Raw genomic sequence first — 26,221 nt, 5'->3', positions numbered from 1 at the left:
CGGGCCGGTTACTGCATCTCCGGCAGTGGTCCGCGAAACGCATCTTTTTTCGTCACGGCCGTTAGTTTCACGGGGCGCCCGTCGCGGGCCGACTGGTAGATAGCGGCCATGATTTTATGGTCCTGAAGCCCTTCTTCGCCGGGGGTAAAGGGTTGCTTGTCGTTCAGGATACAGTCAGAAAAGTGATCCATCTCGGCTGCAAACTGATTTTTCTCGGCCTGCTTCGGCTGCTCTTTATGTTCGATTTTTCCTTCTGCATAAGACACCTCTGGCTGCAGTCCGTTATAGGCAAAAGCCGGATCGAGTCCCATCCAGCCGCGTTCGGCCATGACCCGGTAGCGACGGGTTTCGTGAACACCGTAGTGGGTGCCGCAGTTGGCAACGATACCACTCGGAAACCGCATCTGCCAGCTGACCATCTCTTCTACCTCCCGAAAACGGGCGTCGCCGGGCGTGCTGTACTGATACGCAAACACTTCGGTGGGTTCTTCGCCCAGCAGGTAGCGAACCGTATTGAGACAGTACAAGCCGATGTCGGGCAGGGCTCCGCCACCCGCCAGCGCTTTCTTGTGGCGCCAGTGATCCGGATTGGCTGAGTTTTGCACATTGAACGCTTCAACGAACTTGGTCTGGCCAAATCGCTTCGACTGTATCATTTCCCGAATCATGCGGTTGTTCGGTTCATACTGAATCCGGTAGGCTACCATCAGCTTTCGGTTGGCCTTCTGGCAGGCGTCGATCATCGCCTGGCACTCCTGGGGGGTGTTGGCCATGGGCTTTTCGCAGAGGATATGCTTGCCCGCCTGCGCACCCCGGATGGTGTACTCGGCGTGCATGCCGTTGGGCAGTACAATGTAGATGACCTGAACCTCCGGGTTGTTTTTCAGCTGGTCGTAGGTGTCGTAGCTGTAGAGGCTGGATTCTTTGATGCCATACTGGCGGGCTACCTTACGCATTTTGTCCGGATTACCGCTCACCAAGGCTACCACCCTCGACTTTTTACATTCGCCAAAAGCGGGTAGCAACTCTTCCAGGGTAAGATGGCCGAGACCTACCAGCGCATAGCCAACGCGCTGATCCGGGGCCATGGGGGTCGGCGTAGGCCCGGACTCCCGTTCGGTCTTTGCCTTCCAGGCTTCCAGTTTAACGGGATCTTCGGGTTTGTCGGGTACGTTGGCGGGGGGCGATGTGGCCGGGAGCTTTGGCACCGACGCTCCTCCCGCGGTACTGTATACGCCCGAAGCTGTGGCCGGGTTCCGGCTCGTCTGGCACGATGCGGCCAGGCTTCCCGCGAAGCCTGCGGCTACGCTGCGCCCCGCCAGCCGCAGAAAATGCTGGCGCGACAAAGCGGTATCCGTGGTGTCGGTAGCCGGCCCATTGGCGAGGTGTTCAAGTAATTTCATAACGTTGTAGCTTTGGTGACTGAACCTGCTGTTTGTGCCTTTGTTACGAAAACTAATCGACTGCGCCCATGCGTCCTACCGTCGAAGAACTACATCATTCCGGGCAGTATCGACTGATCGAATCGTTTAAAATCGACGAGATGAATCAGTTCATTATGCGCGAACTGGGCACGGCCCCATCTCCGCAGCAATCCGCCCGGCAAAACTGGAAGAAAACACTGACCATGATGGGAGTGGGTGCCATCAGCGGGGCGCTTGGTTTTACTGTTACCTACTACCTGGTAAGCAGCGTGGGCAAATCGGGCGCTGGAACAGAGTTATGGGAGATCGGCGCGGCCGTATTGGGACTTTTTTTGTTGCTACCTATTCATGAGCTCATCCACGGGCTGGCTTTCAAATACATCGGTGCGCCAAAGGTAGGGTATGGGTATTCCCTGAAAAGTCTGATGGTATATGCCTACAGCCAGCACTTCCCGACCACCATGCGCGAAGTGGCCTTTGTGGCCGTTATGCCTTTTCTGGTTATCACCATCGGCCTGGTTGCGGGCTGGGTGCTCGTGCCGGCCTATTACGTGTTCTGGGCGGGGCTTCTGCTCATTCACAGCAGTGCCTGCATCGGCGATTTTGTTCTGATTCGGTACTGGTACAGACACCGCCCCCGCACCATCTACACCTACGACGACGTAGAAGGCGAACGCATGTCGTATTTCTTCGAACCCGTAGAGACGCAACCGCCCGGCGGCCCGGCCCTTGCGTCTCCTGACCGGATGGGTTACGTCTCCTGACCGGATGGATTGTTGCTGTCGCGAGGGCTGGGCCGCCGTCGCGCCGGGCCGCCCGGCCCTTGCGTCTCTACCGGATCGGGGAATAATCGGTGGGCTTCATATAGACCGACTCGACTTTCTCGGTGATTTTGCCGTTGGCTTCTGAGGCCTCGCGGGCTTTGACCCAGTCGGGGTCGGCGGCAAAGTCCTTGAAGTGCTGTCGGCCTTCTGCTTCGCTCGGATGGGCCAGGATGTAGATGAGCTTAGGCTGTTTGTTATCGGCTTCGGTCGTAATCCAGTAGCCGATATGGGTCATGCCGTGTTTGCTGAACAGCTTGATCGTATGGTCCCGGAAGCGGGTCAGCAGGTTCGGTAGTTTACCGGGAGGGGACGTGTACGTACGCATCTCGAAAACACGCTCGGGGTTTTTGACGCCTGTTTTGATGGTGGGCGACAGCCGCGATTCGGTCATGAAAATCTGGTCTACGTGGTCGACCAGCTTTCCCTTAGCTTCTGTTTTGGCTACTACCGCCTGCCATTCGGGGTCGTTTCTGAATGCCTGCCACGACGCTTCGCGGGCTTCGCGATCGGGATAGGCCAGTATGTAAATCAATTCTTTGCGGCTCGTGTCGGTAGGAGTCCAGTAGCCGATATTTTCCATCCCGTGCTTCGCAAAGAGCCGGGTCGTATACTGCCGGAATCGATCCACGATCTCGGCATATTTGCCGGGCGTAGGGTAGTAGATGCGAATTTCGTAAAGCTTGGACGAAGCCGGTTTTCCCGGTGCTGCGTTGGCATGCAGCGTAGACACTGACAGCATGATGAGGGTCAGTAAAAAAGATAGTCTGGACATAATGGTAAAGACGGGCAGGCGATAGGGATAGCCGTGGTTGATACAGGAATGTAGGTTTGTACTGACGGGCCGGTAGGGGAGTGGTCGGCTACCGTCGCTACGGGAGAAAAGCGAAAACCAGGGTTGCAATACTTGTAGAATAGCGCATAAACCCTATTTTTGTTGGTCACCCACCTCTAAAACTAACGCTTTTAGTCTATGCTGAGCCGCGTTGCCAACTCTGTTTACTGGATGCACCGCTATATTGAGCGGGCCGAGAACTACGCCCGGTTCATGAGCGTGAATTTTAACCTGGCGCTCGACCTACCTCCCAACGTAGACCAGCAGTGGGAGCCGTTGCTGATTGCTACGGCCGACAATCATCTGTTCGAGAAATATTACGACCAGCCCACCCGGGAGAACGTAATTCAGTTTATGACGTTCGACAAGCGGAATCCGAACTCGATTGTGTCGTGCCTGAGCAACGCCCGCGAAAACGCCCGTACCATTCGGGAGGCCATCTCCAAAGAGATGTGGGAACACCTGAACCAGTTCTACCTCATGGTGCGTGACATGGCTCCCAAGCAGCAGTGGGGCCAGAACCAGACTCAGCATTTTTTTACCGAAGTACGCAACAGCACCCAGCTGTTCTACGGCATCATCGACGCCACCATTACCCGCAACGAAGCCTGGCATTTTGGGCGGCTGGGCCGGTTTCTGGAGCGCGCCGACAAAACGTCGCGCTTTCTGGACGTGAAGTATTTCACGCTGCTGCCCGAAGTAGACGCCGTCGGGTCAACCATCGACCTCATGATCTGGTCGGCCGTACTGAAGTCGGTCAGTGCGTATAACATGCACCGCCAGCAGTACCGCAGCCTGACGCCATCCAGCATTGTCGAATTTCTGATCCTGGATAAGATGTTTCCCCGAGCGGTGGCCCACTGTATCCGGCAGGCCGAGTTGTCGCTGTATGAGATATCGGGCAATAACCCGACCCAGGGCTTCGGTACCCCCGCCGAACGGGCTCTCTCCAAGCTCCGTACCGAAATAGAATTCACCGAAACCGCCGATATTTTCAAGGCGGGCCTGCACCAGTACCTCGATCAGTTTCAGACGCGCACAAACGAAGTGGGTACGGCCATTTTTCAGACCTATTTTGATCTGAAGCCCGTAGAGGCCTAACGGTAACCAAGGTGGCTTTTTCAGTCGTGTCGGCTCAGTTTCATCTCGCGCACGCGATGCTTTCGTAGCTGACTGCCGTCTGGCGATGGGCACGGCCAACTCGCTATGCCGTGACGTTTAGGTCATGAGCACATGCAGTACACCCACGTTACGGCTAATAAAATCGGCACCCTCACGAACCCATTAGATAATCTGTAGGTACGTGCCGCCGGAGCAGGGGACGAAGTTGGGTCAGACTATAGAATTTACTGGTCAATACATAGCCCTGTGTGTATCGCTTCATCGTCCGGCGCACAGTTTTGACATCACCGCGGGCCGTAAATCGGTACAACTGACCAGCCTGATCGAAGAAGTAATTGTGGTAACCGTCGATATCCCAAAGCCGCTGTACTGATAAAGATATATACCGTTTAGTCAATTGGATAGTAAGTAGTTGTGGGGGTTACTGGCTTTCTCGTTCTTTACAAACGGTGCTGGAAGCTACACAAAATTAAGCGTCACTTGCGGAACTATATCTGCCTGACTATCAGCAAGAAGTAGTTCCGCAGTTTTGCGTACAATACTATGTTGGGTGCGAGTCCATAAAGTGCTTGCAGGGCAGCGTTCCGGCGACAGGTTGCCTGCACCAACGGTCAGGTTTTTGCTCGTTCGGCGGGTTTCGGTCGACAATTTGAACGCCCCGGTTAGTAAGGTTTTGGTTTGCGGGGCCGCGTCTTTGCGACAGGCCAACCGCCCCAATAGTCAGGCTTGACAAGGCTCGGTACAAAAATGGTAGGTGCGACTAACAATAGATTTATGGCCACTAAGAACGAGGTAACTTATCAAAACATTTTCACCCCAGGTTCTCCTCCTGTATATAGTGATATGTTGATAGGAAGAGAGGAAGAAGCAAGCCGCCTATTATCTATTCTCGAATCATCGGGACAATACCCCTTTGTCTTGGGGCCACGTGGTATAGGAAAAACATCCTTGGTGAAAAATTCATTACCCGAGAATTTTATACAAATAGAAGTCAATACTGTAGCTAACTTTACAGAACTTTCTTTTGCAATATTGAATGAGTGTGGATTAAATATCAGTATTACAAATAATACGTATGAAAATCAACAGGTAGGTAAAATTGGTGGCAAGTTTTTGATTGAAGCTTCACTTGATTCAAGTTCAAAAACAACATCGTCAGAAAAAGGCATAGCCAATGCACAGTTTAACGCTTATATGCTTGAGTCTGAAATGAGAAAAATTAAGGATAGGAAAATAATTTTTCTTGATGAAATGGATACCCTCGATAATGGAACAAAACACAATTTAGTTTCACTAATTAAAGCTATTTCTAATAAATCCGATACTTTTCCACATAAATTTGTTTTTGCTGGAATCGGAAAAGAAGTACATTCAATATTTGGGGAGCATCCTAGCATAAGCAGAAATATTACACCTATTTATTTAAAACCACTTGACGAGAAAAACATATTTATCTTCTTGTCGAAAGCTGAGGAACATCTTCAGTTACAAATCCCAGACAAAATAAAAAAAATTATAGCTATTGAATCTTTAGGACAACCCTATTATGCACAGCAGGTTGGTTTTTATATGCTGGAAGAATTCAATAATGATAAATCCAGTAAAACAATTAACATTCAACATTATTTGAAAGGTAAGGAAAGAGCTTTTGAATCTGCTTTTAGTAGTTTACTATTTAAATACAAATTTACATTTTACAAATTAAGCGTTTCTGAAAAAGAGATATTAAAAGCTTTGATTAGGTTTTATAAACCTACAAAAGCAAGTGATATCTATAAACAATTACTCTCAATAACTAACTTAAATCGTGCTTCATTGGAGGAAGCAGTTCACAATTTAAGTAACAAAGAATACATAACTATAAGGCAATCTGACCAGACTCTTTTATTTAAAGAATCTCTTCTTTTACCGTTTTTAAAAACAAGATTGGGTGAACAGAAGACTGACCAAAGCCAACTTTTTTTGGACTTCTAAATCAGAAGAAGTTGCATATGCTCCGCGTGAGGTCGTCTCTTGTGACAGGTTGCTCGCCCCGGAGGAAGATTTTCAGCCCAACCGAACGGGTGTGTAAAGGTTCAAGTGGCTTTTGTTCAAGCAAGTGACTCGCTCACCATCAACACCCGTGGTCGTTGGGTGCGCCAGACAGGTATAAAGAAAAGCGTGTTTGCGGGCGTCGGTCGACAGACGGTACGTCCCGTGACAGGGTGGTTTTAGCTCGTTAGGCGGCTCCCGTTGACAAGCCAACCGCCCCGTAATTCGGGCTTAGATAGGTTAGCCCCTTTCTTGCGACACAGGAAACGTCCCGGTGCTTGCGGCTCGACAAAAGCGGATAAAGTTCGTTTTGCTCGCTTCGCGTAGACAGACTTCCGCTGACAGCGAGCACTTTTCGAAGAAGGAGTTTTGTACAACGTATGCAAGAATTGAGTGTTCAGCAGTAAATATATACGCAATGGAAAAAGCAAAAAATTCTGTAGTCGTCAATCATTTAAAGTTAATTATAATTGCTCTGCTTTTGTTCTTAGCATTTCAACAAGCACAGATTTTAGATGAAGCTGACAGTTGCCAATGTTGGTCTCAAATTGATGAAATCCAAGATGATATTAATGAGATAAAAGATAGATTAGGGATTTGACAATTTGAATTCCCATAGCAACTATGAAAACAACAAAATTATTTCTCTTTAGCTTGTTGTTAGTTTCGTGCAACAATCAGCCAAGCAAAACAAACAATGAAACCACTCAAAATCAAATGCATACTGAACATACAATTATTCAAGTAACCGAACCAACTGAGTCGATCAACGGTAAAATTGATGGATTTTCCGGCGGATGTGGCTATAATAAAACACCTGAGCAAAATTCAATAACCTTGTATCAACCAAGACCTAGAGAATTAAGTCAAATTAATTCAATCTTAAAATTTTCGGGCCTTGCATCTAATTTTAAGATTTTTAGTGCCAATATTGAGAATGCCATTGCCACAATTGTAAACAATGAAAGATACATTTTATATGACCCAAGACTATTAGCATATACTGACCAGCAGTCTGGCGACTATTGGTCTTCAATGTCTATTTTAGCGCATGAAATCGGACACCACCTTGCAGGTCACACTATTTCCAAAAAAGGCTCAAATCCATCAGATGAACTTGAGGCTGATAAATTTTCTGGTTTTGTACTGTATAAACTTGGAGCTACGCTTGCCCAAGCAAAGGCAGCAATGGAAACGCTTGGTAGTGAAACCGAATCTTTGACTCATCCAGCAAAACAGAGAAGATTAGCCGCTATTGAAAAGGGCTGGAATGAAGCAAATGAAACAAGATACAATTCTGCAATTCCACCGCCACCACCAGATATTGATGATTTCACGGGAGGGATGTCTGAATTCAACACAGAAAATCTTTTAGACGAAGAATCATATTCAGCACTGAAAAGTAGAAACGGAAACGGTTCTTGGGTTAGCGATAAGTGTGAAGGAATCATTACAGAAGTAGATGAAAAAAATACAACTTACGAAATATATATTACCAAGAATGGCGGAAGTGATGAAAGCGGGCTCAGAGTGCATGATAAAGTTTGGGTAAGTTTATATGATCCTTGGGAAGCCAAACAAGCCGTTGGAAGAGCGGGATTAAGCTGGCTCCATGCTATTTTGGTACCTGGACGACGAATTAGATTTGCATATGGTGAAGAAGGTACTGCACCAAGTAGATATTTTGCATATATAAAATATCTACCCGCACAATAAGTGTTCCATGCGAGTGAACAATGTGTAGTTGTCCGCTCCGCGTGGGGTAGTTAGTGGGGGACAGGACGCACGTCTCGCAGGAAAGTTGGCAGCCCAACTGACTGAGTGTGTAAAGGTTGAAAGCGGTTTGCGTTCAGGCACGTAGCGTTACCAACCATCAACACTCAGGGGTGTTGGGTGATCCGGCCAGGATATGAGTGCAAGGCGGGTTACCGGCGACAGTGGAGCCGCCCCGATAGGCAAGTTTGGGTTCGTTGGTCGGGTTCCGGTTGACAGGGCGAACGCCGTACTAGGCAAGCCCAAGATTAATTGGAGCAGGTTCCCTCGACAAGTTGGCCACTTGGCTAAGTCAGGTTTGAACAGAAAAAATGAAAACAATTGACATTACAAACATTTGGGATGACGATGACATGGTTGAGCTTTCCATTCGGATGTCAAATGGTGAGACTTCGTGCAAGTTGGTATTTTATGCAGATGACGAGACGTTCCTAGAGTTTGGTAATGCACTTGTAGATTTCCCGAAAAACACCAACCACATTGTACAATACAAATCAGGCGATTGGGAAAACTCAAGCCACTATATATTACTTGAAGTATTTTGCGTTGCCCCCAACGGTGCATCTGCCATGAAGGTTGTGGCTAAGAACTTTTTTACTGCTCCTAATAGCTTCAAGGCTACATTCTACATACAGACTGAACCGGCTAATTTCAATGCCTTTGGAAAAGCATTGAAGAAATAGAAACCGAGGTTAGACAAAAGGCTGGAATGGCAATTTTATTAGTTTGAGTTTATAAGGGGTAGTTTTCCTGCGACAGGAAGCTCGTCCCGAAGGCAGGTCGCAGCCCAACATGATGAGTGTGTAAAGGTTCAGGTACGTTCGTTGCCGTGAGTTGTTAAACCACCATCAACACTCATGGTCGTTGGGTGCGGGGCTGAGAAACAACATAGTGGTGGGCTTTCGGTCGACAAGGGGCACGGCTCGGACAGTGAACTTTTAGGCGCCAAAGTCCGGCTCCCGTTGACACGAGAAGTGCCCCGGCTGGGTCGCTGAGCTTCCATATCGGACTTTCCTGCGACAAAGGAAACGCTCCGGTTGGGCTAGCCAACATATTTAATCAGTTAGCGATTGCTTACATTGCGCCAACAACCACTACATTATGCTTCGTCCTAATATCGACTTATTGATCTGGCAAGTGCTGTTGGTCGTTATATAAAGCTTAAGAATGCTGCTCCAATATGAATAAATTTACTTTTCACCCTTCTCAAGTCACTGTCTTACTTGATGCTACCATGACATATGTTAGACATTATCAAAAGGTAAGCACTAAGAGTATTGCAAAAGAACTTGAAATTTCTGCTTCATATTTTTATGGCTTAAAAAACCCGAACAATCATCTTTCTTATGAAACGAGAAAGAATTATTTGGTTCGTCTACTGAAAAAATACAAACTTTCGATTTTAGTTAACGATAACGGAGAAATTGGTTTTATTCATGAAGACAAAGAAAGCTATTACATACACGATTGTTACATATACTTGTTTGAAAAAGACACAAAAGTTTTAAAATTACTTGAAGGCAGAATAGATGTATTGGAACAGAATTACACTTTTAGAGATATTAAAAACGATGAATCATATATCGGCTCTTATACATTGAATAACGGCTCTACATTATGTAAAATATACGAAAAACCTGTTATTGCTAATAGCGAAGAATGGTCACTTCTAACAGATGATTATTATATAAATAAAAATCAAAAGAATGACGAAGAGAATAATGAAATTAGATACGCTCCAGCCAAATTGATTTATGAAATAAGTATTGCTGGTGATTTATCAACAATTGAGAATAATTGCTTTTTTGGTTCTTTTACAAGAGACATTGGATATTCAAATATTTTGTCAGGTAGAATCTTTATATCAACAGAAAAAATAAACGATAGCACAGATTATATTAATACTTATTTAACAAACCAAAAGTTTCACGAATTCTATGACCACAGTATAACTGTTAAAAATATTAATGATTTAAAGCCACTCGTAGAATATTTTAATAATAAATTTAAGTTTATTGAAATTGAGATTCCGAAAGAATTAGTAACGTCATACCAACAATTCTTATCATTTTTTACAAATTACGTAGAGATAACAAAAGGGAAAAATATAAAATTTGATGTTTTAAAGAGGAATGAAAGTTTAATAATAGATATGGAATTAGTAGATGAATCAATTACTGTAAGTGATTTTGAGATATATCTGAGTGAGTATATCAATTTCACAAAAAAGAATATTGATTCTTTAAGCGTTAACATTGAAACGCCGATAACAAAGGAAGGTTTTGATATATTTGTTTTAGAGTTAAAACAACAAATAACAAATTTGAAGCATAGTATGGAGCTTGCTAATCTTAAAAATTCAATGCTTCAAAAAGAAAATGATAGAATTTATACTTTACTTGAACGTATAACTAATAAGGACAACATTATTCATGCCCAATTGATTAATGGAGGAAATCAACAATTTGCAGATATAATCAAACATGACTTATGAAAATTAATAGTCAAAAAATATACGGAGGTAACCAACAGTTTGGTGATAAAATCATCAACAATAATTCTGTTTTCACTGACACAGATAAGAAGATAATTGAATTGCTTGCAACTGATAATTCATCTACTGCTGATAGAGAATCAATTGCAAAAGCTATTCAGCAAATTAAGAGTAATGAGTCAAACGTTGAAGAAAAGAATCAAGCTAAGGGTTTTCTCAAAAAGTTACTTGAAGGTACAGCATCTCAGGTAACTCAAGGCGTAATCAGAGAGCTAATCGAAAGTGGTGCAAGTTATTTGGATTTGTTATAACATCTTTTGCGTAATTGTCCGCTCCGCGTGGGGTAGCTGTCGTGTGACAGGAAGCACGTCCCGGTGGGCAGGCTTTGCAGCCCAACCAAACGAGGGTGTAAAGGTTGCGAGTTCGGTTGTTCAGGGACGTAGCGTCAGCATCCATCAGCCCTCGTTGGCGTTGGGCGAGAGGAATTCAAAAAATCAGATCATGAATAGCAAAACTGTACAACTTGTCTTAGGAATTGGAGTGGGAATCGGATTTGGGGCTTATCTATATGAAGTCTTCAAAAACCTAACCAATCATTTGAGTTTTTCTGAATCATTAATTTCTGTAGACTGGAAACGTATTCTGTTTATGGGTGTATTTGTGGTTGGTGCTTCGTATTACTACTACAACAGAAAGGCTAAGGATAAAAGTTAAAATTGGGATCTCTGTAGACAGGTCAAAGCCTGTTCGATAGCACGTTTTGGCTGGTCGGCAACGCATCCGGCGACAGGCTAATTCACCGTGAGTAGAACGTCGTAAAATGCGTTTTGACCGACGGGAACCCAGCCTTGCGGTGCAAGCTGTAGCTGAGTGCCATCGATTGATAGCCTCGGCTCAAAACGAATTAGGCTACTTGCATTTCAGAAGTAAATTAAAAGAGCCAAAAGACGACAATGACAAAAATGGATTATCTGGTAAGAGACGAAAAACTTGAATTGAAATATGAATCAGGGAAAGGTGCCTGGACCTATCACATTCAGATTCCGAACACGAAACACATTGTAGGAAAGTGGGGAGATCTCAAAGTTTCAGGCTTTATTGACGGATATAAACTGGAAGCTAAAAACCTTTTTACAATTAAGGGTCAGGACAAACTCATTTCTATAAATCAAGTAATAAGAGACTCAATCAACAAAAGTGGTGGCGATATCGTAACTGTGACACTTTACTTACTGACTACCAAAGACCCAATAACAGAGAAACAGATTTTGGACACTTTCAAAGAATCAGGAGTTTTAGAATCATTTGAGCAGTTGCCGAAAAAGGAGAGAAATGGGATTTTGGCTAAAATTCTTTCTGGAGGAAACGAAGAGAAGCAAATCAAGATGATCGTGAAATATATTGATAAGTTAAGTAAGTGAAACCAGCAAGCGGGTAGTCCAGAATTCAGCTCTGCGGGGTCCACTTACCTGAGACAGGAAACTGGCTGGGTATGCCAAAGCGACTCCCGACGCAGACAAGGGTGAAAAGGTCAGGGCACATTATTTGCGTTCAGTAGAGTGGCGGCCATCAGCCCTTTCGGGCGTTGGATGGACCGTTCGTCAATGTTCGTGTGCCCGCGTTCGTGCAGCGGGAACGTGGACCTGAACACATCTTCATCGTAGACAAAGTAGTAATGAACACCAGATTGATATTATTAGGATTTAGCCTGCTATTGATAGTTGTCTCTTTTGGGGCTGGTCGTAGTGAATTTGACATTCAGCTTTATGACACGTATTACGTCATCGGCTGGGGGATTCTGCTAAGGGGGGTAGGTTTGTTATGTTTCCTGATAGGAGCAATTCACTATTTGCTTGCCCGTCGGGTTAACTGGTAGTGATGCTCTAAGTAGTTAGCTGGCGGGGTTTGAAAGTCGCAGGCGGTCCTGGCTTACGAAGGTACGCTCCGGGAGGTCGCGCTTTTAAGCTCGGTGCGATATAGATGACGGTTCCAGGTAAGGCCGGATTAGCCAGGAAGCGTTCCGATAACGGACTATACACCCGATAAATAACGTTGATTTTGCTACATTAGCTGTATGAAAAGCCCGACAATTCAGGAGATGAGCAACGAGGCTTTGCTCAAACGGAAAAAGACAACCGAAGTGGTAACAGCTGCGCTCGGTGGATTACTCTCGGTCCTGCTGCTGGCCGCTCTCTTTTTGTGCTTTAATCAGCAGGCTTCCATCGGACTCCCCCTGCTGATGATTCCTCTGGCCCTGTCTTCGGTTCTTTATATTAATATAAATGATGTGAGAATCGTCAAGAAGGAGCTACAAGCTCGGAACCAGATGCTTTGACTGGGCTCCGTCTGGGTGTTTTTGGGTAGATGAAATAGTGGCAGAAAAGCAAAGAATGAACGTACAGAAAATTCCGTATGCGCTGCTCATTGGTGTACAGCTTGGCCTGTTTATCTGGTCGTCTACACAGAAAGAGGGTATCCTTCCCTTCTTATTGCTGGTTTTTTCTTTGCTGATTGGCTCCCGACTGTCAAAAAATCGGAAGACTAGTCAGGAAGAAACAAGCTGTAAGGAAGCCCTTCATTGAGCACTACGCCCGAGTGTCACGTCATAAAACATCAACCAACGAATTCTTCTTAACTCTCGATTATGGAAGACGCGCAGCGCGAAACGAAAACGACAGCCCCTTCTTACAGCCCGTTTGCCCAGACATACCTGCACGGTACCAGGGCCGACCTGAAGGTAGGTGACTATATACAGGTGGGCTTCAACTCAAATTATGCTCAGTACGGTAAGCTGAACCACATCTACCTGACCGCAACGCTCGACGCGGCTGTCTGGGGCGCCGAACTCGCATCTGGCGAGGGCCGCGAACGGATCTATCTGGTAGAACCAACGGGACCGATCGAAGATGATCCGAATCTGACCAACAGGAAGTTTCCCGGTAATCCGACGATGGCGTATCGCTCCGTGCATCCCTTTAAAGTCGTTGGGGAGGTTACGCTCTGGCAGGGACACTCCCCCGAACAGGTTAAAGCCATGAAAGACGAATTGGCCAAACTGAGGGAGCAGGGGCTGGATACCATAGAGAATTAAACGTGGCCCGCTCCTATAGGCTCGTTTCTCAGTATCACCCCTTCTGCTAGCCGGCAGGCGGCAAAAGAGACACGCAGCTACACTAAAAAAGGGACGGTTTGGCGCCGTCCCTTTTTTAGTTATGGTAGAAAAGTGTCAGTAAAAGATCGGGAACGTCAGGGCCAGATAAGGCATGCCCGCGCGATGCCGGAAGCGGTTGTTGTCGGCAATGACGTCGCGGTTCTGAACGGTTGCTTCGGTGGTAAGCCACTGGTAGCCGAGTTTCACGCCCAGGCGCTGCGACACACTGATCCGGGCGTATACCTCGGTCGAGAGGGTGCCGATATCATTATCGCCCAGGAGCCTCAGGTTAACCCGGCTAGGGTACGACCGCTGAAAGGTGTTGGCTCCCTGGAAGAAGACATTGGCCGAATCGCTGCCCGAAGCACTCGGTATGGTAAACTGACCCGTAGACGAACGGTAACGCCCCGTGCGCCAGCGACCTAGCGTGAGGCCCAGCAGGTCGGCACTGGCGCCCAGGGTTACCCGCCCGAGGTTGACCTGGGCCCGAACGCCTACGTTCAGCGAAGTGGCGGTAATGTAATCATAACGAACGGTGTCTACATTCCGCACCACGAGCGGAGCTCCCAGCGCTTCGAAACCGGTTTTCTCGCGCGTGAGCCGGGCCGGAGCCGTGTAGTAATTGAGGTTATCTCCGTAGAAGGCGCCAAGCCGTAGTGTCCACCCCAGGGAGAAGAGCTTTCGTTCGCCGATGTTGATGAGTTGATAATAAGCAAGCGAGGGGTTATAACGATCTTTCGAGTAGGCCATGCCCAGATCATATCCGCTGTTCAGGCGGGCTGCCACCGGCGACTGGGCAAAACTTTGAACGGATAGCAGGAGAAACAAACCAGCAAAAACTGTCTTCATGCGGGCAAAGATAGAGAAAGCGAATAAACAGAAGAAGGAGGACACAAAGAAGGGAGCTAACGGTCTGCTCTTCTCGGTGTCCTCCCTCGGCCTTTGCAGGAGTGGGTGTTTACTGGCTAATCTTCAGCACCACCGCCCCCAGCGGAGGCACGTTAAGCCGGATCGACTGCTGCCGACCCTGCCAGGGCTGCTCTTCGCTGCCGATGGTTCCTTCGTTTTGTACGCCACTTCCGTAAAAAGCCCGCGCATCGGAGTTGAAAATCTCCTTGTACGAACCCGCCGACGGTACTCCGATGCGGTAATCGCCACGCGGAATCGGGGTCATGTTCAGGACAATCAGCAGCGTATCGGCCGGATTTTCACCCTTCCGGGCGTAGGTGATGACGCTGTTCTCGCGATCTGTCGTGTCGATCCATTCGAAGCCGTCGGCCGTGAAGTTGCGGTCGAACAGCGCTGGCTCGGTGCGGTACAGGTTATTGAGCGCCTTGACGCAGGCCGCCATACCCTGGTGCGGGGCAAACTCCAGCAGGTGCCAGTCGAGGCTGGCGTCGAACTTCCACTCCGATGTCTGCCCAAACTCGCCACCCATGAACAGCAGCTTGGTGCCTGAGTGGGTAAACATGTAGCTGAACAGCAACCGTAAGTTGGCGAACCGCTGCCACTCGTCGCCGGGCATCTTGCCGACCAGCGAGTGTTTTCCGTACACGACCTCGTCGTGGGAGAGCGGCAGCATGAAGTTTTCGGTGAAGGCATAAACCGTGCTGAACGTCAGCTCGTCCTGGTGGAACTTGCGGAAGGCGGGGTCGCGCTCGAAGTAACGAAGCGTATCGTTCATCCAGCCCATCATCCATTTCATGCCAAAGCCCAGTCCGCCCGTAAATACCGGTCTCGACACGCCGGGGAAAGCCGTCGATTCTTCGGCAATGGTCTGTACGTCGGGGTAGTTGAGGTAAACGGCTTCGTTGATCTCTTTGAAGAGCGAGATGGCATCGAGGTTTTCGCGACCGCCAAATACGTTCGGCTCCCACTCGCCCGCATTGCGCGAGTAATCGAGATAAAGCATCGACGCGACCGCATCGACCCGGAGGCCGTCGGCATGGCACCGGTCAAGCCAGAAGAGGGCGTTGCTCAGCAGGAAGGAGCGCACTTCGGGCCGGCCGTAGTTAAAAATATAGCTTTTCCAGTCGGGATGATAGCCTTTGCGCGGGTCGGGGTGCTCGTACAGGTGCGACCCATCGAACTCGTACAGCCCGTGGGCATCGCCGGGAAAGTGGCTCGGTACCCAGTCCAGCAATACGCCGATTCCGGCCTGGTGGAGCCGCTCGACCAGGCGCATAAAATCCTGGGGAGTGCCGAAGCGGCTGCTGGGGGCGTAGTAGCCCGTAATCTGGTAACCCCACGACGGGGCGTAGGGATACTGCATCACCGGCATGAACTCGACATGGGTGAAGCCCATGTCCTGCACGTACGGCACCAACGCGTCGGCTATTTCGCCATAGCTCAGCTCCCGTTCGGGGTCCGACGGGTCGCGTTTCCACGAGCCGAGGTGAACCTCATAGACCGAAACGGGGGCGTTGAGCGCGTTTTTGGCTTTTCGGTTTGCCATCCAGTCGCCATCCTGCCATTCGTAGTAGGTATCCCGGACAATGGAAGCCGTACGGGGTGGTACTTCCCAGAAGTGGGCATAGGGGTCTCCTTTTTCAAGCTCGCGGCCGCCTTCGTGGACGATGAAATATTTGTAGGATTCGCCACTGCCGATATGCGGAACAAAAATTTCCCAGATACCCGACGAGTCCCAGCGAACGTTCATGGGGTGGCTGCCCCGGTCCCAGCCGTTGAAGTTACCGATGACGGCTACATAACGAGCCGACGGGGCCCATACGGCGAAGTAGGTGCCTGTAACGCCATTGTGTTCAACCACGTGCGAGCCGAACTTTTCGTACAGCCGCTGGTGCTTGCCCGAGCGGAACAGGTGTATATCGAAATCAGTGAAGCGAGAGTAAGGCCCGGTTTCGGTGGGCGGCTGGCCGACGGGATCGGCCTGAACCGGTACCTCCGGCGCGTTGATCGATTCGGTGATGGGGTCGCTTTTTTTGGCCGAACGGGAACGGGTCGGCCGGGGCGTATTGGAGGAATCAGACGTTGATTCGGAAGAAGTTGTGCGTTTTGCCATTGGGTATACGAATCGGATTACGTACGTTGTTGAACGCGATCAGGGCCGGAAAGTTAGAAAAAATCTTAGCCTTCCGTACTAAACGCTTTTTCGATCTGGCTCTTCATCAGCCCGACATAGGCGGTCGGAAACAAACGGGTCAGCCGCTCGATCAGGTAGGCATCGGCCCCGATCAGAACCCGGGCTTTGTTTTTCCGAACGCCGTTCCAGATCACCCGGGCGGCTTCGTCGGGGGTGGTTCGGGCGGCTTTCTCGAAACTGGCGGCTCCCTGTTTATGCATGGCCTCGGTAACGAACGTTCCTTTGCCGACGCGCGCGCTGCTGGCAATGTTGGTTTTGATGCCGCCCGGGTGTACGCAGGTTACCCGAACCGGGGTGTCGAGCAACTCCATGCGCAGCACGTCTGAAAAGCCCCGAACGCCGAACTTAGCCGTACAGTAGGCCGACTGGTTCATGACACCCGCCAGGCCGAATACGCTCGATATGTTGACGATATGACCGGCCGGGCCATCCGCGCGACTCCCATCCAGCATATACGGCAGAAAGGCTTTGGTCATCCGGATAACGCCCCAGAGGTTGATACTGAGCAGCCACTCGAAATCGTCCAGGTCGGTTTCGCTGAACGGGCCGCTGCCCAGGGCTACCCCGGCATTGTTGACCAGAATGAGTTTACGCCCGTCCAGAACTGGAATGGTTTCGGCGGCAAATGCCCGAATCGCGCCGGCGTCCGAAACGTCCAGCCGGGCCGTTGTAACCGCACCGGTCGACAAGGCTTTGGTCTCGGCCAGACCGGCTTCGTTGAGGTCGGTGGCCAGCACAGCGGCTCCCTGCGCTGCGGCCTGAATCGTGAGCTGGCGGCCAATCCCTGACCCGGCTCCGGTAATAAGGACGATGGTGTTCTGAAACGGATTCAAGTGTACGGTATGGGTTTAGGACGAACTACGATCAGCTAGGCTTCCCCTGCAAAAGCCCTGTTTGCAGCATGGGTACGTCGGGTATGAGGTCGCCGTCGCTAAGCCGGATTTTTTCGATCTCGCGTACCACGTCAATAATACCTTTAAGCGGAATTTTTACCCAGGAGGGTCGGTAGCTGATTTCATAGCCCAGCTCATACACGGCTTTTTCGAGCAGGTAGATCAGCAGCAGGAAGTTGATCTCGTTGTTGTTCTTGAAGAGCGGGTGGGGTGCGCCAAAGGTGTCGAGGTAAGCATCCAGAAACGTATCCCGAATCAGGTAAAACCAGCGGTCCGACACCCGTTGCAGATGGTCGGGGTCGATGCCTTCGGTTTCGGCGGAGTTGAAGAGCTTGGCCGACACGGCGTAATGGTACGACCGGATCATGCCCGCCACGTCTTTTAGGGGCGAGTGTTTTATTTTTCGTTCGCTGATGCTGCTCTCCGGTTCGCCCTCGAAGTCGATCAGCACGAAGTCCGACTCCGTAGCCAGCACCTGTCCGAGGTGATAATCGCCGTGAATCCGAATGCGGAGCGAGTCGAGGGGGCGCGTGCGAAAATCGTCGACGAAGGCGTCGATCATCTCTTTGGCCTCCATAAATACCCAGGCCAGCCGCTGCGCCTGTGCGTCGAGCCGGGTGTAGTTGTCGATCAGCAGGGCGTACCGGCGGTCGAGCAGGTCTTCGAAACGCCGGATCAGGAAGTCGCGATACTCATTGGTGAACGGTTCCGGGGCGAATGCCGGGTTGGCCGGTTCGTTGGGCCGGTCGGGTTTGTAGAGGGCGCAGTGCATTTCGCCGGTTCGTCGGCCCAGTAGTTCTACTTTGTCGAATACGTCTTCGCGGATGGCGAACAGGCGCTGCGGTACGGCGTACAGGAAGTCGTTCAGGTAATCGCCCGTTTGTGCCCAGGAGTCTTTATCGTTCGGCACCATACGCTGTACCATCCCGAGGGTTATATCGGTTTCGGGCCGCTGCCAGACCAGGCTACCGCCAAAGGCCGGGATATGGGCAAACTCGCTCTCGTCGGTCAGGAAGGCGACCATCTCGACCTCCGGGTTGGTTTCGTTGAAGAGCTTGCGGTATAGCTTCAGAAAGTATTTGCCCCCGAACGTCATGGCCGAGTTACTCGAGTCGACGGGCAACACCTGAGAAGGCAGGCTGGCATCGCCGTCGGCCAGGCCTTTACCGCGGTGAAACGCCAGCGTACCCTCCGGCTGGGCTATCGTCTGGTTGGCGTATATGGCTGTAAATAAAGCCGTTCGAAAACGCTCGTCGTAAATGGCGTCGATCAGCGTACCGGGCTGACCGGCCAGGGTGGCGGTACCGATGCGGCCTTTGTCGGGCACAGCCTCCAGCGCGGGTGAGTCCTCGGGCAGGAACGCCAGCGGAAGCTGGTAGCTTTCCGGGATGCCGTCGGCGTAGGTAGCTTCCAGAATGAGCAGATACGCTACGGAATCGTCTGGCAGCGGCAGGGTGTGAACCGTTTGTACGGAGCAGCCCGTCTGCTGCCGGGCTTTACCGGCAAACCAACGGCAGGTGTTGATATACGGCAGTAAGAGTTGAGCCAGATCAGCCCGGAATTGAGTATCGGTAGCCAGGTCAGGCCAGGCGGTGGTTGAGGAGATAGACGGCGTACTAGACATACTGGATAAGGCGCTGGCCGACCGGGGTCTGCGCAACGGTTATGGGCTGATCAACGAGTGGCGGGCAGCCGGGCCTGAGCCGAGGGTCTGTGCCAGTCAGTCAACGGTTGTAAGTAAATAATTTCTTGAATATACAACAAACGCGACAGCCCAATGTTAGCCCGACCTGGGCAGTGGCCGGCTACCAGAAAAAAAGCCAGTCTTCGTATGCAGAAGACTGGCTTGGTATCAATGAGTTATTTCTTGTACGGCCGGGGCGGTTTTTGAACCTTGGGTCGGGTGGTCGGTACGGCGTAGTGGGTTTCCTTTTTAACGGTCCAGTCGGTTAGTCGGCGGGTTAGCTCATAAACGGCTTCCTCTTCGTTGACTTCGACCAGCAGCGTTTTTCGACTCGAATCGACCACGTTCGACTTGGCCCGGATCAGCCGGATATCATCGGCAGGCAGGGGCGGGGTGCCCTTAAAATTCAAGATATATCTGTCCTGCGCCATAGTCCTGATTGTCATTGGGTTGCAAACTGTTTGCATAGATAGCCAACAAAACTTACACAAACAACATTCCAATCCCTTCGAAGGTTGGTCCGAAACCCAGTGTTTTTACTTTCGTAGCCAGCAGGCGGACAATGGCTTCGGCCCGGGCAGCTGTACGCGGCATGTTGAGGATGTCGGGGTCGGCCGAGAGCAGCCGGGCTGCGATACCCGTTGCCAGCGGGCAGGCCATACTCGTACCACTGAGCGGAGCATAGCCCCCCGGCACCGTTGAGACGATCCCTACGCCCGGCGCAATGAAATCGACTTCGGGACCAATGTTGGAAAAGGCGGCTACAAAATTTTTGCGGTCGGTCCCGAAAGGAGCCTCTACGTTTGGCGCGTCGGTCGTGTTGGCCGGAAACGTGCCTTTGCGCCCCATGGCCCCAACCGCCAGGGCCAGCGAGTAAGAAGCCGGAAAGCTGACCGGTTGCCGGCCATCATTGCCGGTCGCTACGAAGCAGACAACCCCGTTTGCGTGCGCATAGCTGATAGCATCTTCGGTGGCGTCGTCTGATGCACCACCTCCCAGGCTCATATTAATCAGGTCGCAGCCGTCGGCCACGGCTTGTTCAATGGCCTTGATGATCGCAAAGTTGGACGCTCCCTGGCTGCTCCGGCCAAATACGCGGTATACATACAGCGAGACGTTGGGTGCTACGCCCCGGAGGCTGTCTGGCGGGGTGCCCTGTCCGGCAATAATGCCCGATACGTGGGTGCCGTGCTCATCGATATCGGCATAATCGTCGGGGTCATCGCCGGTTACGGTACAGGCTCCCCCTTTAATGATCAGATCGGGGTGGGGGCCGGCACCGGTGTCGATAACCGCTACTTTGACCTGTCGGCCGTTGGGGTCTCCTGCCGGCGCGGGTGGGTAAAAATAGGTCTTGGCGTCAGTATAGTCGGGGGTAACGAGCTGTATCGGAAAGACCTCGTTGTTGGTCAACTTCAGGTTTTGCTTCCAGAAACTCCAGTACCCCACTTTAGGATACACGAAGAGTTGATCGATAGGTCGGTTGCCGACGCTGTTGAAACGAACAACGCCCTGCGCATTCGAGACCGCCTGTTCGCCTTCCCGCTCGTCAAAGTTGGTAAAGGCAATGACCGTGGCACCCGCAATGGGGACATTGGTTTTGGCGGCCCGCAGCACAATCCGCACCGCCGTACGAACCTGGTTGGCCAGCGGAGCCGGTTTGTTGCGGACTTCGTGCTGCCAGCGCTGTGGGTAGTAAAACACTTCCGGAACAAAGCGAAGGCCCGGTAGCTGAGCCCGCAGGTCGGGTAGTTCGGACTCGGGCAGCCGGATGAGCTTGATATCGCCCCGTTCGGTCGAGTCCAGCACCACCGCCTGGTCGGGCAGGCCACCGTCCAGCAGGGTGTTGAGGTGGGTGTTGGGCGTGAGTCTGGCGTACTGAACCTGCGTTTCTGAAACCGGATGATTGTTTGAAAAATGAACGCCGATAGCGGGGAGGATTACGTAATTCTGGTAGCGGGGCGGTTTGTCCATAACGCGTATACAGGTTGACGAGCGGTCAGAGATGGGCAACTTAGACAGCACAAGTAACGTATTTATGGGCAGAAACAGTACCAAAAATGATACGCTACACCTCGAATTTGGCCTTTTTTGCCATAAAAAAGCCGGACTGGGTGATCAGTCCGGCGGTCGGGGCCAGTGGGCGGTTCGCATCAGTTGGCGGCCAGCAGCTGAATGTTGACAATCCGCTGTTGCTGCGCGTTGATGACGACTGTCTGGCGGGTGGTTTCAACGCCGTTGGTCATCTCCAGTTCGTAGGTGCCGTTTTCCAGTTCGGACAAATCCAGACGGGTGCGGTAGCGGGTTTCGTTCCGGCCCAGGCGTTCGCTGTACAGTACGGTACCTTTGGCATCCTTGAGCCGAACGTCGACCGTACCGCCGGTTTGTTTGTCGAGCGAGATGTGCAGTTTGCCGCTGGGGGTGCTGTAAACACCCGTTTTAAAGGAAGCTGCAGCCGTAGGGCGAACAATGGGTTTTGTTTCGGCCAGCGAGAACGATGTTGTAGCGATGCCTGTCAGAATAGTTAGAGCCAGTGATTTGATGAGGGTTTTCATAGCTTTTGTTGTTTGTGTTCAGCAGCCGGGTTTGTCTCGGTTGGTGAAACAAAGATATAGGCACCGAACAGTACTATGCATTACAAACTAGCGGAATGGTCGATAGACGGGATGAGTGGTTTGAGGCCTGTCAAGTTGCGCAGCAGTCAGCCTGGTTCGATGCGGTACAAACCTGGCAGCCGGTCGCCGTACGGGAGCAAAGCTGTCCGGATCATTAGGTAAACTAACCGATTTCGTACATTTCGGGCGTTAACGGCCTATGGCGAACCCGTCTGGTTTGCAGATGAGCAACATGATCAATCAACCAACTACGACAGAAACCCCGCTGTATCGAAAACCAGCGTTGTTTGCCCGGTTCGATGCGCTGGTATCGGCCGAGAGTACCCGGCATGGCGGTGTAAGCCCGGCTCCGTTTGCTTCCCTGAATCTGGGTATCAATACCGACGATTTGCCCGCCCATGTGGAGGAGAACCGGCGTCGCTTCTTCCAGCACATCGGCGCCACCGATCTGGGATTTGCGTCTGCTCACCAGATCCACGGCACCGATGTGCTGTATGCCACCGAGCCGGGTCGGTATACCGGATACGACGCGCTAATCACGAACGTACCGGGGCTGCTGGTAGGCGTTACGGTAGCTGACTGCGTGCCGATCCTGCTCTACGACCCCCGGCATAGGGCCGTAGCGGCTGTTCATGCGGGCTGGCGCGGTACCGTGGGCCGTATTGTCGTGAAAACGCTGGCCGCTATGACTGACCAGTTCGGTACCGACCCGGCCGATTGTTATGGATATATAGGTACCTGTATCGATGCCTGCTCGTTTGAGGTGGGGCCGGAGGTGGCTGATCAGTTTGCCGCCGATTTCGTACAGGTGCAACCCGAGACACAGCGCCCGGCTGTCGATCTGAAAGCGGCCAATCGGCAACAGCTGATCGAGGCCGGTTTGCCGGCTGACCAGATCGAGCTGTCTCCCTTCTCGACGGTAACCCACCGGGCCGACTACTTCTCGTACCGGGCCGAGAAGGGGCAAACGGGGCGTATGCTCGCGGTCATTGGATCGGTCTCTTAAACAAAGTTAGAGGTCCCATGTTAAGTATGTGTTTGACACAAACAACTTTTACTCAACGCATAATAAACCAAACACACAAGACCATGGGTATCCTAGTTTCAATCCTGGTGGGTGCGGTAGCTGGCTGGCTGGCCGACCTTGTTTTTAAACGGTTCTCGTTTTCGCTGCTCGTCGAAATTCTGCTCGGTATTGCCGGTGGATTCGTTGGCGGATGGATTTTTGGCCGCGACGGTGGTATCATTGATCAGATTCTGACCGCGTTTGTAGGGGCAGTTATTATCCTCGGGGTTGCGGCTCTGATCAAAGGCTCGCGCCGGACGGTATAATAAAGACTATAACAGGCAGCGGGGTCAACAAGAAGCAGGATACGGCACATTCCTCTTCTTGTTGACCCCGCTGCTGTTTTCAGACTATTTCAGGATCTGGCGGGAGATCACAACCTTCTGGATTTCGCTGGTGCCTTCGCCAATGGTACACAGCTTGGCATCGCGGTAGAACCGCTCGGCCGGGAAATCTTTCGTATAGCCATAACCGCCAAATATCTGAACGGCTTCGTTGGCAACCCGCACCGCCGTCTCCGACGCAAACAGCTTGGCCATGGCCGACTCTTTCGTTACGGTCTTACCTTCGTCTTTGAGATCCGCTGCCTGGTAGGTCAGCAGTTTGGAGGCCTCGATTTCGGTAGCCATATCGGCTAGTTTGAACCCAATGGCCTGGAAGCTGGCAATCGGCTTGCCGAACTGTTCGCGCTCTTTGGCATACGCTACTGCGGCATCGTAGGCTCCGTAGGCAATTCCCAGACTCAGAGCCGCGATCGAAATACGCCCGCCATCGAGCACTTTCAGCGATTGAACAAAGCCGTCGCCTACTTCGCCGAGCCGCTGGCTGTCTGGTATCCGGCAGTCCTGAAACAGCATCTCGGCTGTTTCGGAAGCGCGCATGCCCAGTTTATCTTCTTTTCGTCCACCCGTGAAACCGGGCGTACCCCGCTCAACCACAAAGGCCGTAGCGTTATGGGGGGCGTTTGGTTCGCCAGTGCGCGCAATCACTACGGCCAGGTTACCGCTCTTGCCGTGGGTGATGAAGTTCTTGGCCCCGTTGAGAACCCACTCGTCGCCGTCGCGAACCGCCGTTGTGCGCATGTTGCCCGCATCGGAGCCGGTATTGGGCTCGGTAAGGCCCCAGGCTCCGATCCATTCTCCGCTGGCCAGCCGGGGCAGGTAGGCCTGCTTCTGCTCGCTGTTGCCGAATAATAAAATGTGGTTGGTGCAGAGCGAATTGTGGGCGGCCATCGACAGGCCAATCGAGCCATCGACCCGCGACAGTTCAACAATAGCGGCTACGTATTCGCGGTAGCCGAGCCCGGCCCCGCCGTATTCGGCCGGCACGAGCATACCCATCAGGCCCTGCTCGCCCAACAGGCGAAACAGATCGGCCGGGAAATGCTGGGTCTCGTCCCACTGGCGACTGTTTGGGCGGATATGACGCTCACTGATGTCACGGACGGCCTGGATAATGAGCTGCGACAGTGCCGTTCGCTCAGATGTACTAACTTGGTTTTCTACAATTTCACTGACCATAAGTGCAGTTCCTGGTTTTATCGGTTTGTTGTTGAAGCTATCCTTAAAACGGATAAATACAATCGCTTCTTATCTAACCACCATGTAGGCAAAATGGATACCAGAATTGAGACATTTTTCACGGAAAATACGAGTCCGAGTCGTTCTGATTACCAATAACTTACCCACTGGCTCAGGTCATACGGGATAAAGCACCATACCGGGAGCAGTCAATCAGGTCTATAAGTTTAGCTGCAATAGTTAGTATTCGTATGGAAACGTAGCGTATTATTAAAAAACTCCTATTTTTGCAACGTTCGACCGTCATTCGGTCTATCTCAACCAACTCTTAGTAACAACTCTTTAATGTTCAGTCTATGAAATTGGCAGTCGTTGGAACCGGCTATGTAGGTCTTGTGACGGGAACGTGCTTTGCGGAGACCGGCAACCAGGTGACGTGCGTCGATATTGACGAACGGAAAGTAGAGAAGCTTAACAACGGCATCGTGCCAATTTACGAGCCGGGACTGGAGACGCTTTTTCACCGTAACGTAGAAGAAGGACGCTTATCGTTCACTACAAACCTGGAAGAAGGCATCAAAGGTGCCGAAGTTATTTTCCTGGCCCTGCCCACCCCGCCGGGCGAAGATGGGTCGGCCGACCTGAAATATATCCTGAAAGTAGCCAGTGATCTGGGCCCGATCCTGAAGCAGTACGCGGTGATCGTGGATAAAAGTACGGTGCCGGTAGGAACTGCCGAAAAGGTACACGCCCACATCGCCGACAACGCAACGGTCGATTTCGACGTGGTTTCGAACCCGGAATTCCTGCGCGAAGGCGTAGCCGTAGAAGACTTTATGAAGCCTGACCGGGTGGTTATCGGTACGCGTTCTGAGCGGGCCAAGTCGGTCATGAACAAACTGTACGCCCCGCTGGTGCGGCAGGGTAACCCCGTCATTTTTATGGACGAGCGCTCGGCCGAAATGACCAAATACGCAGCCAATGCGTTCCTGGCTACCAAGATTACGTTCATGAACGAGATCGCCAACCTGTGTGAGCGGGCGGGCGCCAACGTTGACGACATCCGGCGCGGTATCGGTACCGACAGCCGTATCGGCAAACGATTCCTGTTTGCGGGTATCGGCTACGGCGGTAGTTGTTTCCCGAAAGACGTTCAGGCGCTGGCCAAAACCGCCCAGGATTTCAATTATGACTTCAAAGTGCTGAAGTCGGTCATGGAGGTAAACTACGAGCAGAAGATCAAGCTCATTCCGCAGATTTTGAACCACTTTGGGGGTGATCTGAAAGGCAAAACCATTGCCGTATGGGGTCTGGCGTTCAAACCGTATACTGACGATATTCGGGAAGCGCCGGCGCTTGACAACATCCGGGCGCTGGTCGACGCGGGTGCTAAAGTAACCGTATACGATCCCGAAGCGATGGAGAACGTGCGCAACCTGATCGGCAACACCGTTACCTACGCCCATACCCAGTATGCCGCCCTCGACGATGCCGACGCACTCGTGATCGTGACGGAGTGGCCGCTGTTCCGTACCCCCGATTTCGACAAGATGAACCTGCTGCTGAAAGGCAAAGTCATCTTCGACGGTCGTAACGTGTACGAACTGGACCAGATGCGTGAACAGGGCTATACGTACTATAGCGTAGGCCGCGAAGCCGTTTTGGCACCAGTAGAGCAAAAAGTGTAGT

At 51.1% G+C, this 26,221-nt stretch carries 26 protein-coding genes; 16 read left to right on the top strand and 10 right to left on the bottom strand.

The window, feature by feature from the left end; genetic code table 11:
• Positions 1–8 precede the first annotated feature (8 nt).
• Positions 9–1,403, bottom strand: coding sequence for a Gfo/Idh/MocA family protein (locus EQG79_RS05910; protein WP_129600583.1), 1,395 nt, complete (start codon positions 1,401–1,403; stop codon positions 9–11).
• 68 nt (positions 1,404–1,471) lie between these two features.
• Here EQG79_RS05910 and EQG79_RS05905 point away from each other — a divergent pair, with 68 nt between their 5' ends.
• Positions 1,472–2,188, top strand: a complete 717-nt coding sequence (locus EQG79_RS05905; RefSeq protein ID WP_129600580.1) for a DUF3267 domain-containing protein — start codon at positions 1,472–1,474, stop codon at positions 2,186–2,188.
• A 67-nt stretch (positions 2,189–2,255) separates the two neighbouring features.
• Here the strand turns inward: EQG79_RS05905 and EQG79_RS05900 are convergent, their stop codons facing one another.
• Complete coding sequence (locus EQG79_RS05900) at positions 2,256–3,020, bottom strand: NIPSNAP family protein (RefSeq protein WP_129600577.1); 765 nt, start codon at positions 3,018–3,020, stop codon at positions 2,256–2,258.
• A 198-nt stretch (positions 3,021–3,218) separates the two neighbouring features.
• On the opposite strand from EQG79_RS05900, the gene EQG79_RS05895 reads away from it, so the two are divergent.
• From EQG79_RS05895 to arr, 12 genes are all read left to right on the top strand, one after another.
• Positions 3,219–4,181 carry an alpha-E domain-containing protein gene (locus tag EQG79_RS05895; protein WP_077924060.1) on the top strand — a complete coding sequence of 321 codons (963 nt, stop codon included), beginning with the start codon at positions 3,219–3,221 and terminating at the stop codon, positions 4,179–4,181.
• 795 nt (positions 4,182–4,976) lie between these two features.
• Positions 4,977–6,176 carry an ATP-binding protein gene (locus tag EQG79_RS05885; protein WP_165358839.1) on the top strand — a complete coding sequence of 400 codons (1,200 nt, stop codon included), beginning with the start codon at positions 4,977–4,979 and terminating at the stop codon, positions 6,174–6,176.
• A 475-nt stretch (positions 6,177–6,651) separates the two neighbouring features.
• A complete protein-coding gene (locus EQG79_RS05880) occupies positions 6,652–6,834 on the top strand; it encodes a hypothetical protein (protein WP_129600571.1) in 183 nt (60 codons plus the stop codon).
• Positions 6,835–6,857: 23 nt separating this feature from the next.
• Positions 6,858–7,949 carry a M48 family metalloprotease gene (locus tag EQG79_RS05875; protein ID WP_129600568.1) on the top strand — a complete coding sequence of 364 codons (1,092 nt, stop codon included), beginning with the start codon at positions 6,858–6,860 and terminating at the stop codon, positions 7,947–7,949.
• A gap of 368 nt (positions 7,950–8,317) precedes the next feature.
• Positions 8,318–8,689: a hypothetical protein gene (locus EQG79_RS05870; RefSeq protein ID WP_129600565.1), complete on the top strand. Its 372-nt coding sequence runs from the start codon at positions 8,318–8,320 to the stop codon at positions 8,687–8,689.
• A gap of 497 nt (positions 8,690–9,186) precedes the next feature.
• Positions 9,187–10,500, top strand: a complete 1,314-nt coding sequence (locus EQG79_RS05865) for a hypothetical protein (RefSeq protein WP_129600561.1) — start codon at positions 9,187–9,189, stop codon at positions 10,498–10,500.
• Complete coding sequence (locus tag EQG79_RS05860) at positions 10,497–10,811, top strand: hypothetical protein (protein WP_129600557.1); 315 nt, start codon at positions 10,497–10,499, stop codon at positions 10,809–10,811. The genes EQG79_RS05865 and EQG79_RS05860 overlap by 4 nt, the downstream gene beginning before the upstream one ends.
• Positions 10,812–11,001: 190 nt before the next feature.
• A complete protein-coding gene (locus EQG79_RS05855) occupies positions 11,002–11,214 on the top strand; it encodes a hypothetical protein (RefSeq protein ID WP_129600555.1) in 213 nt (70 codons plus the stop codon).
• Between the two features lie 239 nt (positions 11,215–11,453).
• A complete protein-coding gene (locus EQG79_RS05850; RefSeq protein WP_240699281.1) occupies positions 11,454–11,921 on the top strand; it encodes a DUF1905 domain-containing protein in 468 nt (155 codons plus the stop codon).
• 653 nt (positions 11,922–12,574) lie between these two features.
• Positions 12,575–12,835, top strand: a complete 261-nt coding sequence (locus EQG79_RS05845) for a hypothetical protein (protein WP_129600553.1) — start codon at positions 12,575–12,577, stop codon at positions 12,833–12,835.
• Between the two features lie 55 nt (positions 12,836–12,890).
• Entirely contained in the window at positions 12,891–13,082 is a 192-nt protein-coding gene (locus EQG79_RS05840) for a hypothetical protein (RefSeq protein WP_129600551.1), read from the top strand.
• Between the two features lie 62 nt (positions 13,083–13,144).
• A complete protein-coding gene (gene arr, locus EQG79_RS05835) occupies positions 13,145–13,591 on the top strand; it encodes an NAD(+)--rifampin ADP-ribosyltransferase (RefSeq protein WP_129600549.1) in 447 nt (148 codons plus the stop codon).
• 135 nt (positions 13,592–13,726) lie between these two features.
• Here the strand turns inward: arr and EQG79_RS05830 are convergent, their stop codons facing one another.
• The 7 genes from EQG79_RS05830 to EQG79_RS05800 all read right to left on the bottom strand — a co-directional run bounded on the left by EQG79_RS05830 (position 13,727) and on the right by EQG79_RS05800 (position 21,886).
• The gene (locus EQG79_RS05830; RefSeq protein ID WP_129600547.1) at positions 13,727–14,500 is read right to left on the bottom strand and encodes a hypothetical protein; all 774 of its coding nucleotides are present in this window, start codon (positions 14,498–14,500) and stop codon (positions 13,727–13,729) included.
• 109 nt (positions 14,501–14,609) lie between these two features.
• Entirely contained in the window at positions 14,610–16,673 is a 2,064-nt protein-coding gene (gene glgB, locus EQG79_RS05825) for a 1,4-alpha-glucan branching protein GlgB (protein WP_129600545.1), read from the bottom strand.
• A 65-nt stretch (positions 16,674–16,738) separates the two neighbouring features.
• Positions 16,739–17,587, bottom strand: coding sequence for an SDR family NAD(P)-dependent oxidoreductase (locus EQG79_RS05820; RefSeq protein ID WP_129600543.1), 849 nt, complete (start codon positions 17,585–17,587; stop codon positions 16,739–16,741).
• 31 nt (positions 17,588–17,618) lie between these two features.
• Positions 17,619–19,271, bottom strand: coding sequence for a putative maltokinase (locus EQG79_RS05815; RefSeq protein ID WP_129600541.1), 1,653 nt, complete (start codon positions 19,269–19,271; stop codon positions 17,619–17,621).
• Between the two features lie 236 nt (positions 19,272–19,507).
• Positions 19,508–19,777, bottom strand: coding sequence for a hypothetical protein (locus tag EQG79_RS05810; RefSeq protein WP_129600539.1), 270 nt, complete (start codon positions 19,775–19,777; stop codon positions 19,508–19,510).
• Positions 19,778–19,814: 37 nt separating this feature from the next.
• A complete protein-coding gene (locus EQG79_RS05805; RefSeq protein ID WP_129600537.1) occupies positions 19,815–21,305 on the bottom strand; it encodes a S8 family peptidase in 1,491 nt (496 codons plus the stop codon).
• 179 nt (positions 21,306–21,484) lie between these two features.
• Positions 21,485–21,886, bottom strand: a complete 402-nt coding sequence (locus tag EQG79_RS05800; RefSeq protein WP_129600535.1) for a T9SS type A sorting domain-containing protein — start codon at positions 21,884–21,886, stop codon at positions 21,485–21,487.
• A 259-nt stretch (positions 21,887–22,145) separates the two neighbouring features.
• Here EQG79_RS05800 and pgeF point away from each other — a divergent pair, with 259 nt between their 5' ends.
• Entirely contained in the window at positions 22,146–22,952 is an 807-nt protein-coding gene (gene pgeF, locus EQG79_RS05795; protein WP_369822742.1) for a peptidoglycan editing factor PgeF, read from the top strand.
• A gap of 83 nt (positions 22,953–23,035) precedes the next feature.
• On the top strand, positions 23,036–23,278 hold the full coding sequence (locus EQG79_RS05790) for a GlsB/YeaQ/YmgE family stress response membrane protein (protein WP_077924079.1): 243 nt from the start codon (positions 23,036–23,038) through the stop codon (positions 23,276–23,278).
• 84 nt (positions 23,279–23,362) lie between these two features.
• Here EQG79_RS05790 and EQG79_RS05785 read toward each other — a convergent pair whose 3' ends face one another.
• Positions 23,363–24,532 carry an acyl-CoA dehydrogenase family protein gene (locus EQG79_RS05785; RefSeq protein WP_077924080.1) on the bottom strand — a complete coding sequence of 390 codons (1,170 nt, stop codon included), beginning with the start codon at positions 24,530–24,532 and terminating at the stop codon, positions 23,363–23,365.
• 356 nt (positions 24,533–24,888) lie between these two features.
• Between EQG79_RS05785 and EQG79_RS05780 the strand changes: the two genes are divergently transcribed.
• Positions 24,889–26,220, top strand: coding sequence for a UDP-glucose dehydrogenase family protein (locus EQG79_RS05780; protein WP_077924081.1), 1,332 nt, complete (start codon positions 24,889–24,891; stop codon positions 26,218–26,220).
• Position 26,221 lies beyond the last annotated feature (1 nt).

Source organism: Spirosoma sordidisoli (assembly GCF_004138325.1).
Classification (GTDB): domain Bacteria; phylum Bacteroidota; class Bacteroidia; order Cytophagales; family Spirosomataceae; genus Spirosoma; species Spirosoma sordidisoli.
Note: the sequence above shows the minus strand (reverse complement) of the source record. Positions and strands in the feature narration are given on the sequence as shown.

Bases quoted from the DNA above. Each gene is read 5' to 3' on its own strand.
- EQG79_RS05900 (WP_129600577.1), bottom strand. From the start codon at position 3,020: ATGTCCAGACTATCTTTTTTACTGACCCTCATCATGCTGTCAGTGTCT.
- EQG79_RS05790 (WP_077924079.1), top strand. From the start codon at position 23,036: ATGGGTATCCTAGTTTCAATCCTGGTGGGTGCGGTAGCTGGCTGGCTG.
- EQG79_RS05910 (WP_129600583.1), bottom strand. From the start codon at position 1,403: ATGAAATTACTTGAACACCTCGCCAATGGGCCGGCTACCGACACCACG.
- EQG79_RS05810 (WP_129600539.1), bottom strand. From the start codon at position 19,777: ATGACAATCAGGACTATGGCGCAGGACAGATATATCTTGAATTTTAAG.
- EQG79_RS05845 (WP_129600553.1), top strand. From the start codon at position 12,575: ATGAAAAGCCCGACAATTCAGGAGATGAGCAACGAGGCTTTGCTCAAA.
- EQG79_RS05800 (WP_129600535.1), bottom strand. From the start codon at position 21,886: ATGAAAACCCTCATCAAATCACTGGCTCTAACTATTCTGACAGGCATC.
- EQG79_RS05905 (WP_129600580.1), top strand. From the start codon at position 1,472: ATGCGTCCTACCGTCGAAGAACTACATCATTCCGGGCAGTATCGACTG.
- EQG79_RS05780 (WP_077924081.1), top strand. From the start codon at position 24,889: ATGAAATTGGCAGTCGTTGGAACCGGCTATGTAGGTCTTGTGACGGGA.
- EQG79_RS05875 (WP_129600568.1), top strand. From the start codon at position 6,858: ATGAAAACAACAAAATTATTTCTCTTTAGCTTGTTGTTAGTTTCGTGC.
- EQG79_RS05840 (WP_129600551.1), top strand. From the start codon at position 12,891: ATGAACGTACAGAAAATTCCGTATGCGCTGCTCATTGGTGTACAGCTT.
- EQG79_RS05805 (WP_129600537.1), bottom strand. From the start codon at position 21,305: ATGGACAAACCGCCCCGCTACCAGAATTACGTAATCCTCCCCGCTATC.
- EQG79_RS05785 (WP_077924080.1), bottom strand. From the start codon at position 24,532: ATGGTCAGTGAAATTGTAGAAAACCAAGTTAGTACATCTGAGCGAACG.
- EQG79_RS05815 (WP_129600541.1), bottom strand. From the start codon at position 19,271: ATGTCTAGTACGCCGTCTATCTCCTCAACCACCGCCTGGCCTGACCTG.
- EQG79_RS05895 (WP_077924060.1), top strand. From the start codon at position 3,219: ATGCTGAGCCGCGTTGCCAACTCTGTTTACTGGATGCACCGCTATATT.
- EQG79_RS05870 (WP_129600565.1), top strand. From the start codon at position 8,318: ATGAAAACAATTGACATTACAAACATTTGGGATGACGATGACATGGTT.
- EQG79_RS05830 (WP_129600547.1), bottom strand. From the start codon at position 14,500: ATGAAGACAGTTTTTGCTGGTTTGTTTCTCCTGCTATCCGTTCAAAGT.
- EQG79_RS05865 (WP_129600561.1), top strand. From the start codon at position 9,187: ATGAATAAATTTACTTTTCACCCTTCTCAAGTCACTGTCTTACTTGAT.
- EQG79_RS05885 (WP_165358839.1), top strand. From the start codon at position 4,977: ATGGCCACTAAGAACGAGGTAACTTATCAAAACATTTTCACCCCAGGT.
- pgeF (WP_369822742.1), top strand. From the start codon at position 22,146: ATGGCGAACCCGTCTGGTTTGCAGATGAGCAACATGATCAATCAACCA.
- EQG79_RS05860 (WP_129600557.1), top strand. From the start codon at position 10,497: ATGAAAATTAATAGTCAAAAAATATACGGAGGTAACCAACAGTTTGGT.
- glgB (WP_129600545.1), bottom strand. From the start codon at position 16,673: ATGGCAAAACGCACAACTTCTTCCGAATCAACGTCTGATTCCTCCAAT.
- EQG79_RS05850 (WP_240699281.1), top strand. From the start codon at position 11,454: ATGACAAAAATGGATTATCTGGTAAGAGACGAAAAACTTGAATTGAAA.
- EQG79_RS05880 (WP_129600571.1), top strand. From the start codon at position 6,652: ATGGAAAAAGCAAAAAATTCTGTAGTCGTCAATCATTTAAAGTTAATT.
- EQG79_RS05855 (WP_129600555.1), top strand. From the start codon at position 11,002: ATGAATAGCAAAACTGTACAACTTGTCTTAGGAATTGGAGTGGGAATC.
- arr (WP_129600549.1), top strand. From the start codon at position 13,145: ATGGAAGACGCGCAGCGCGAAACGAAAACGACAGCCCCTTCTTACAGC.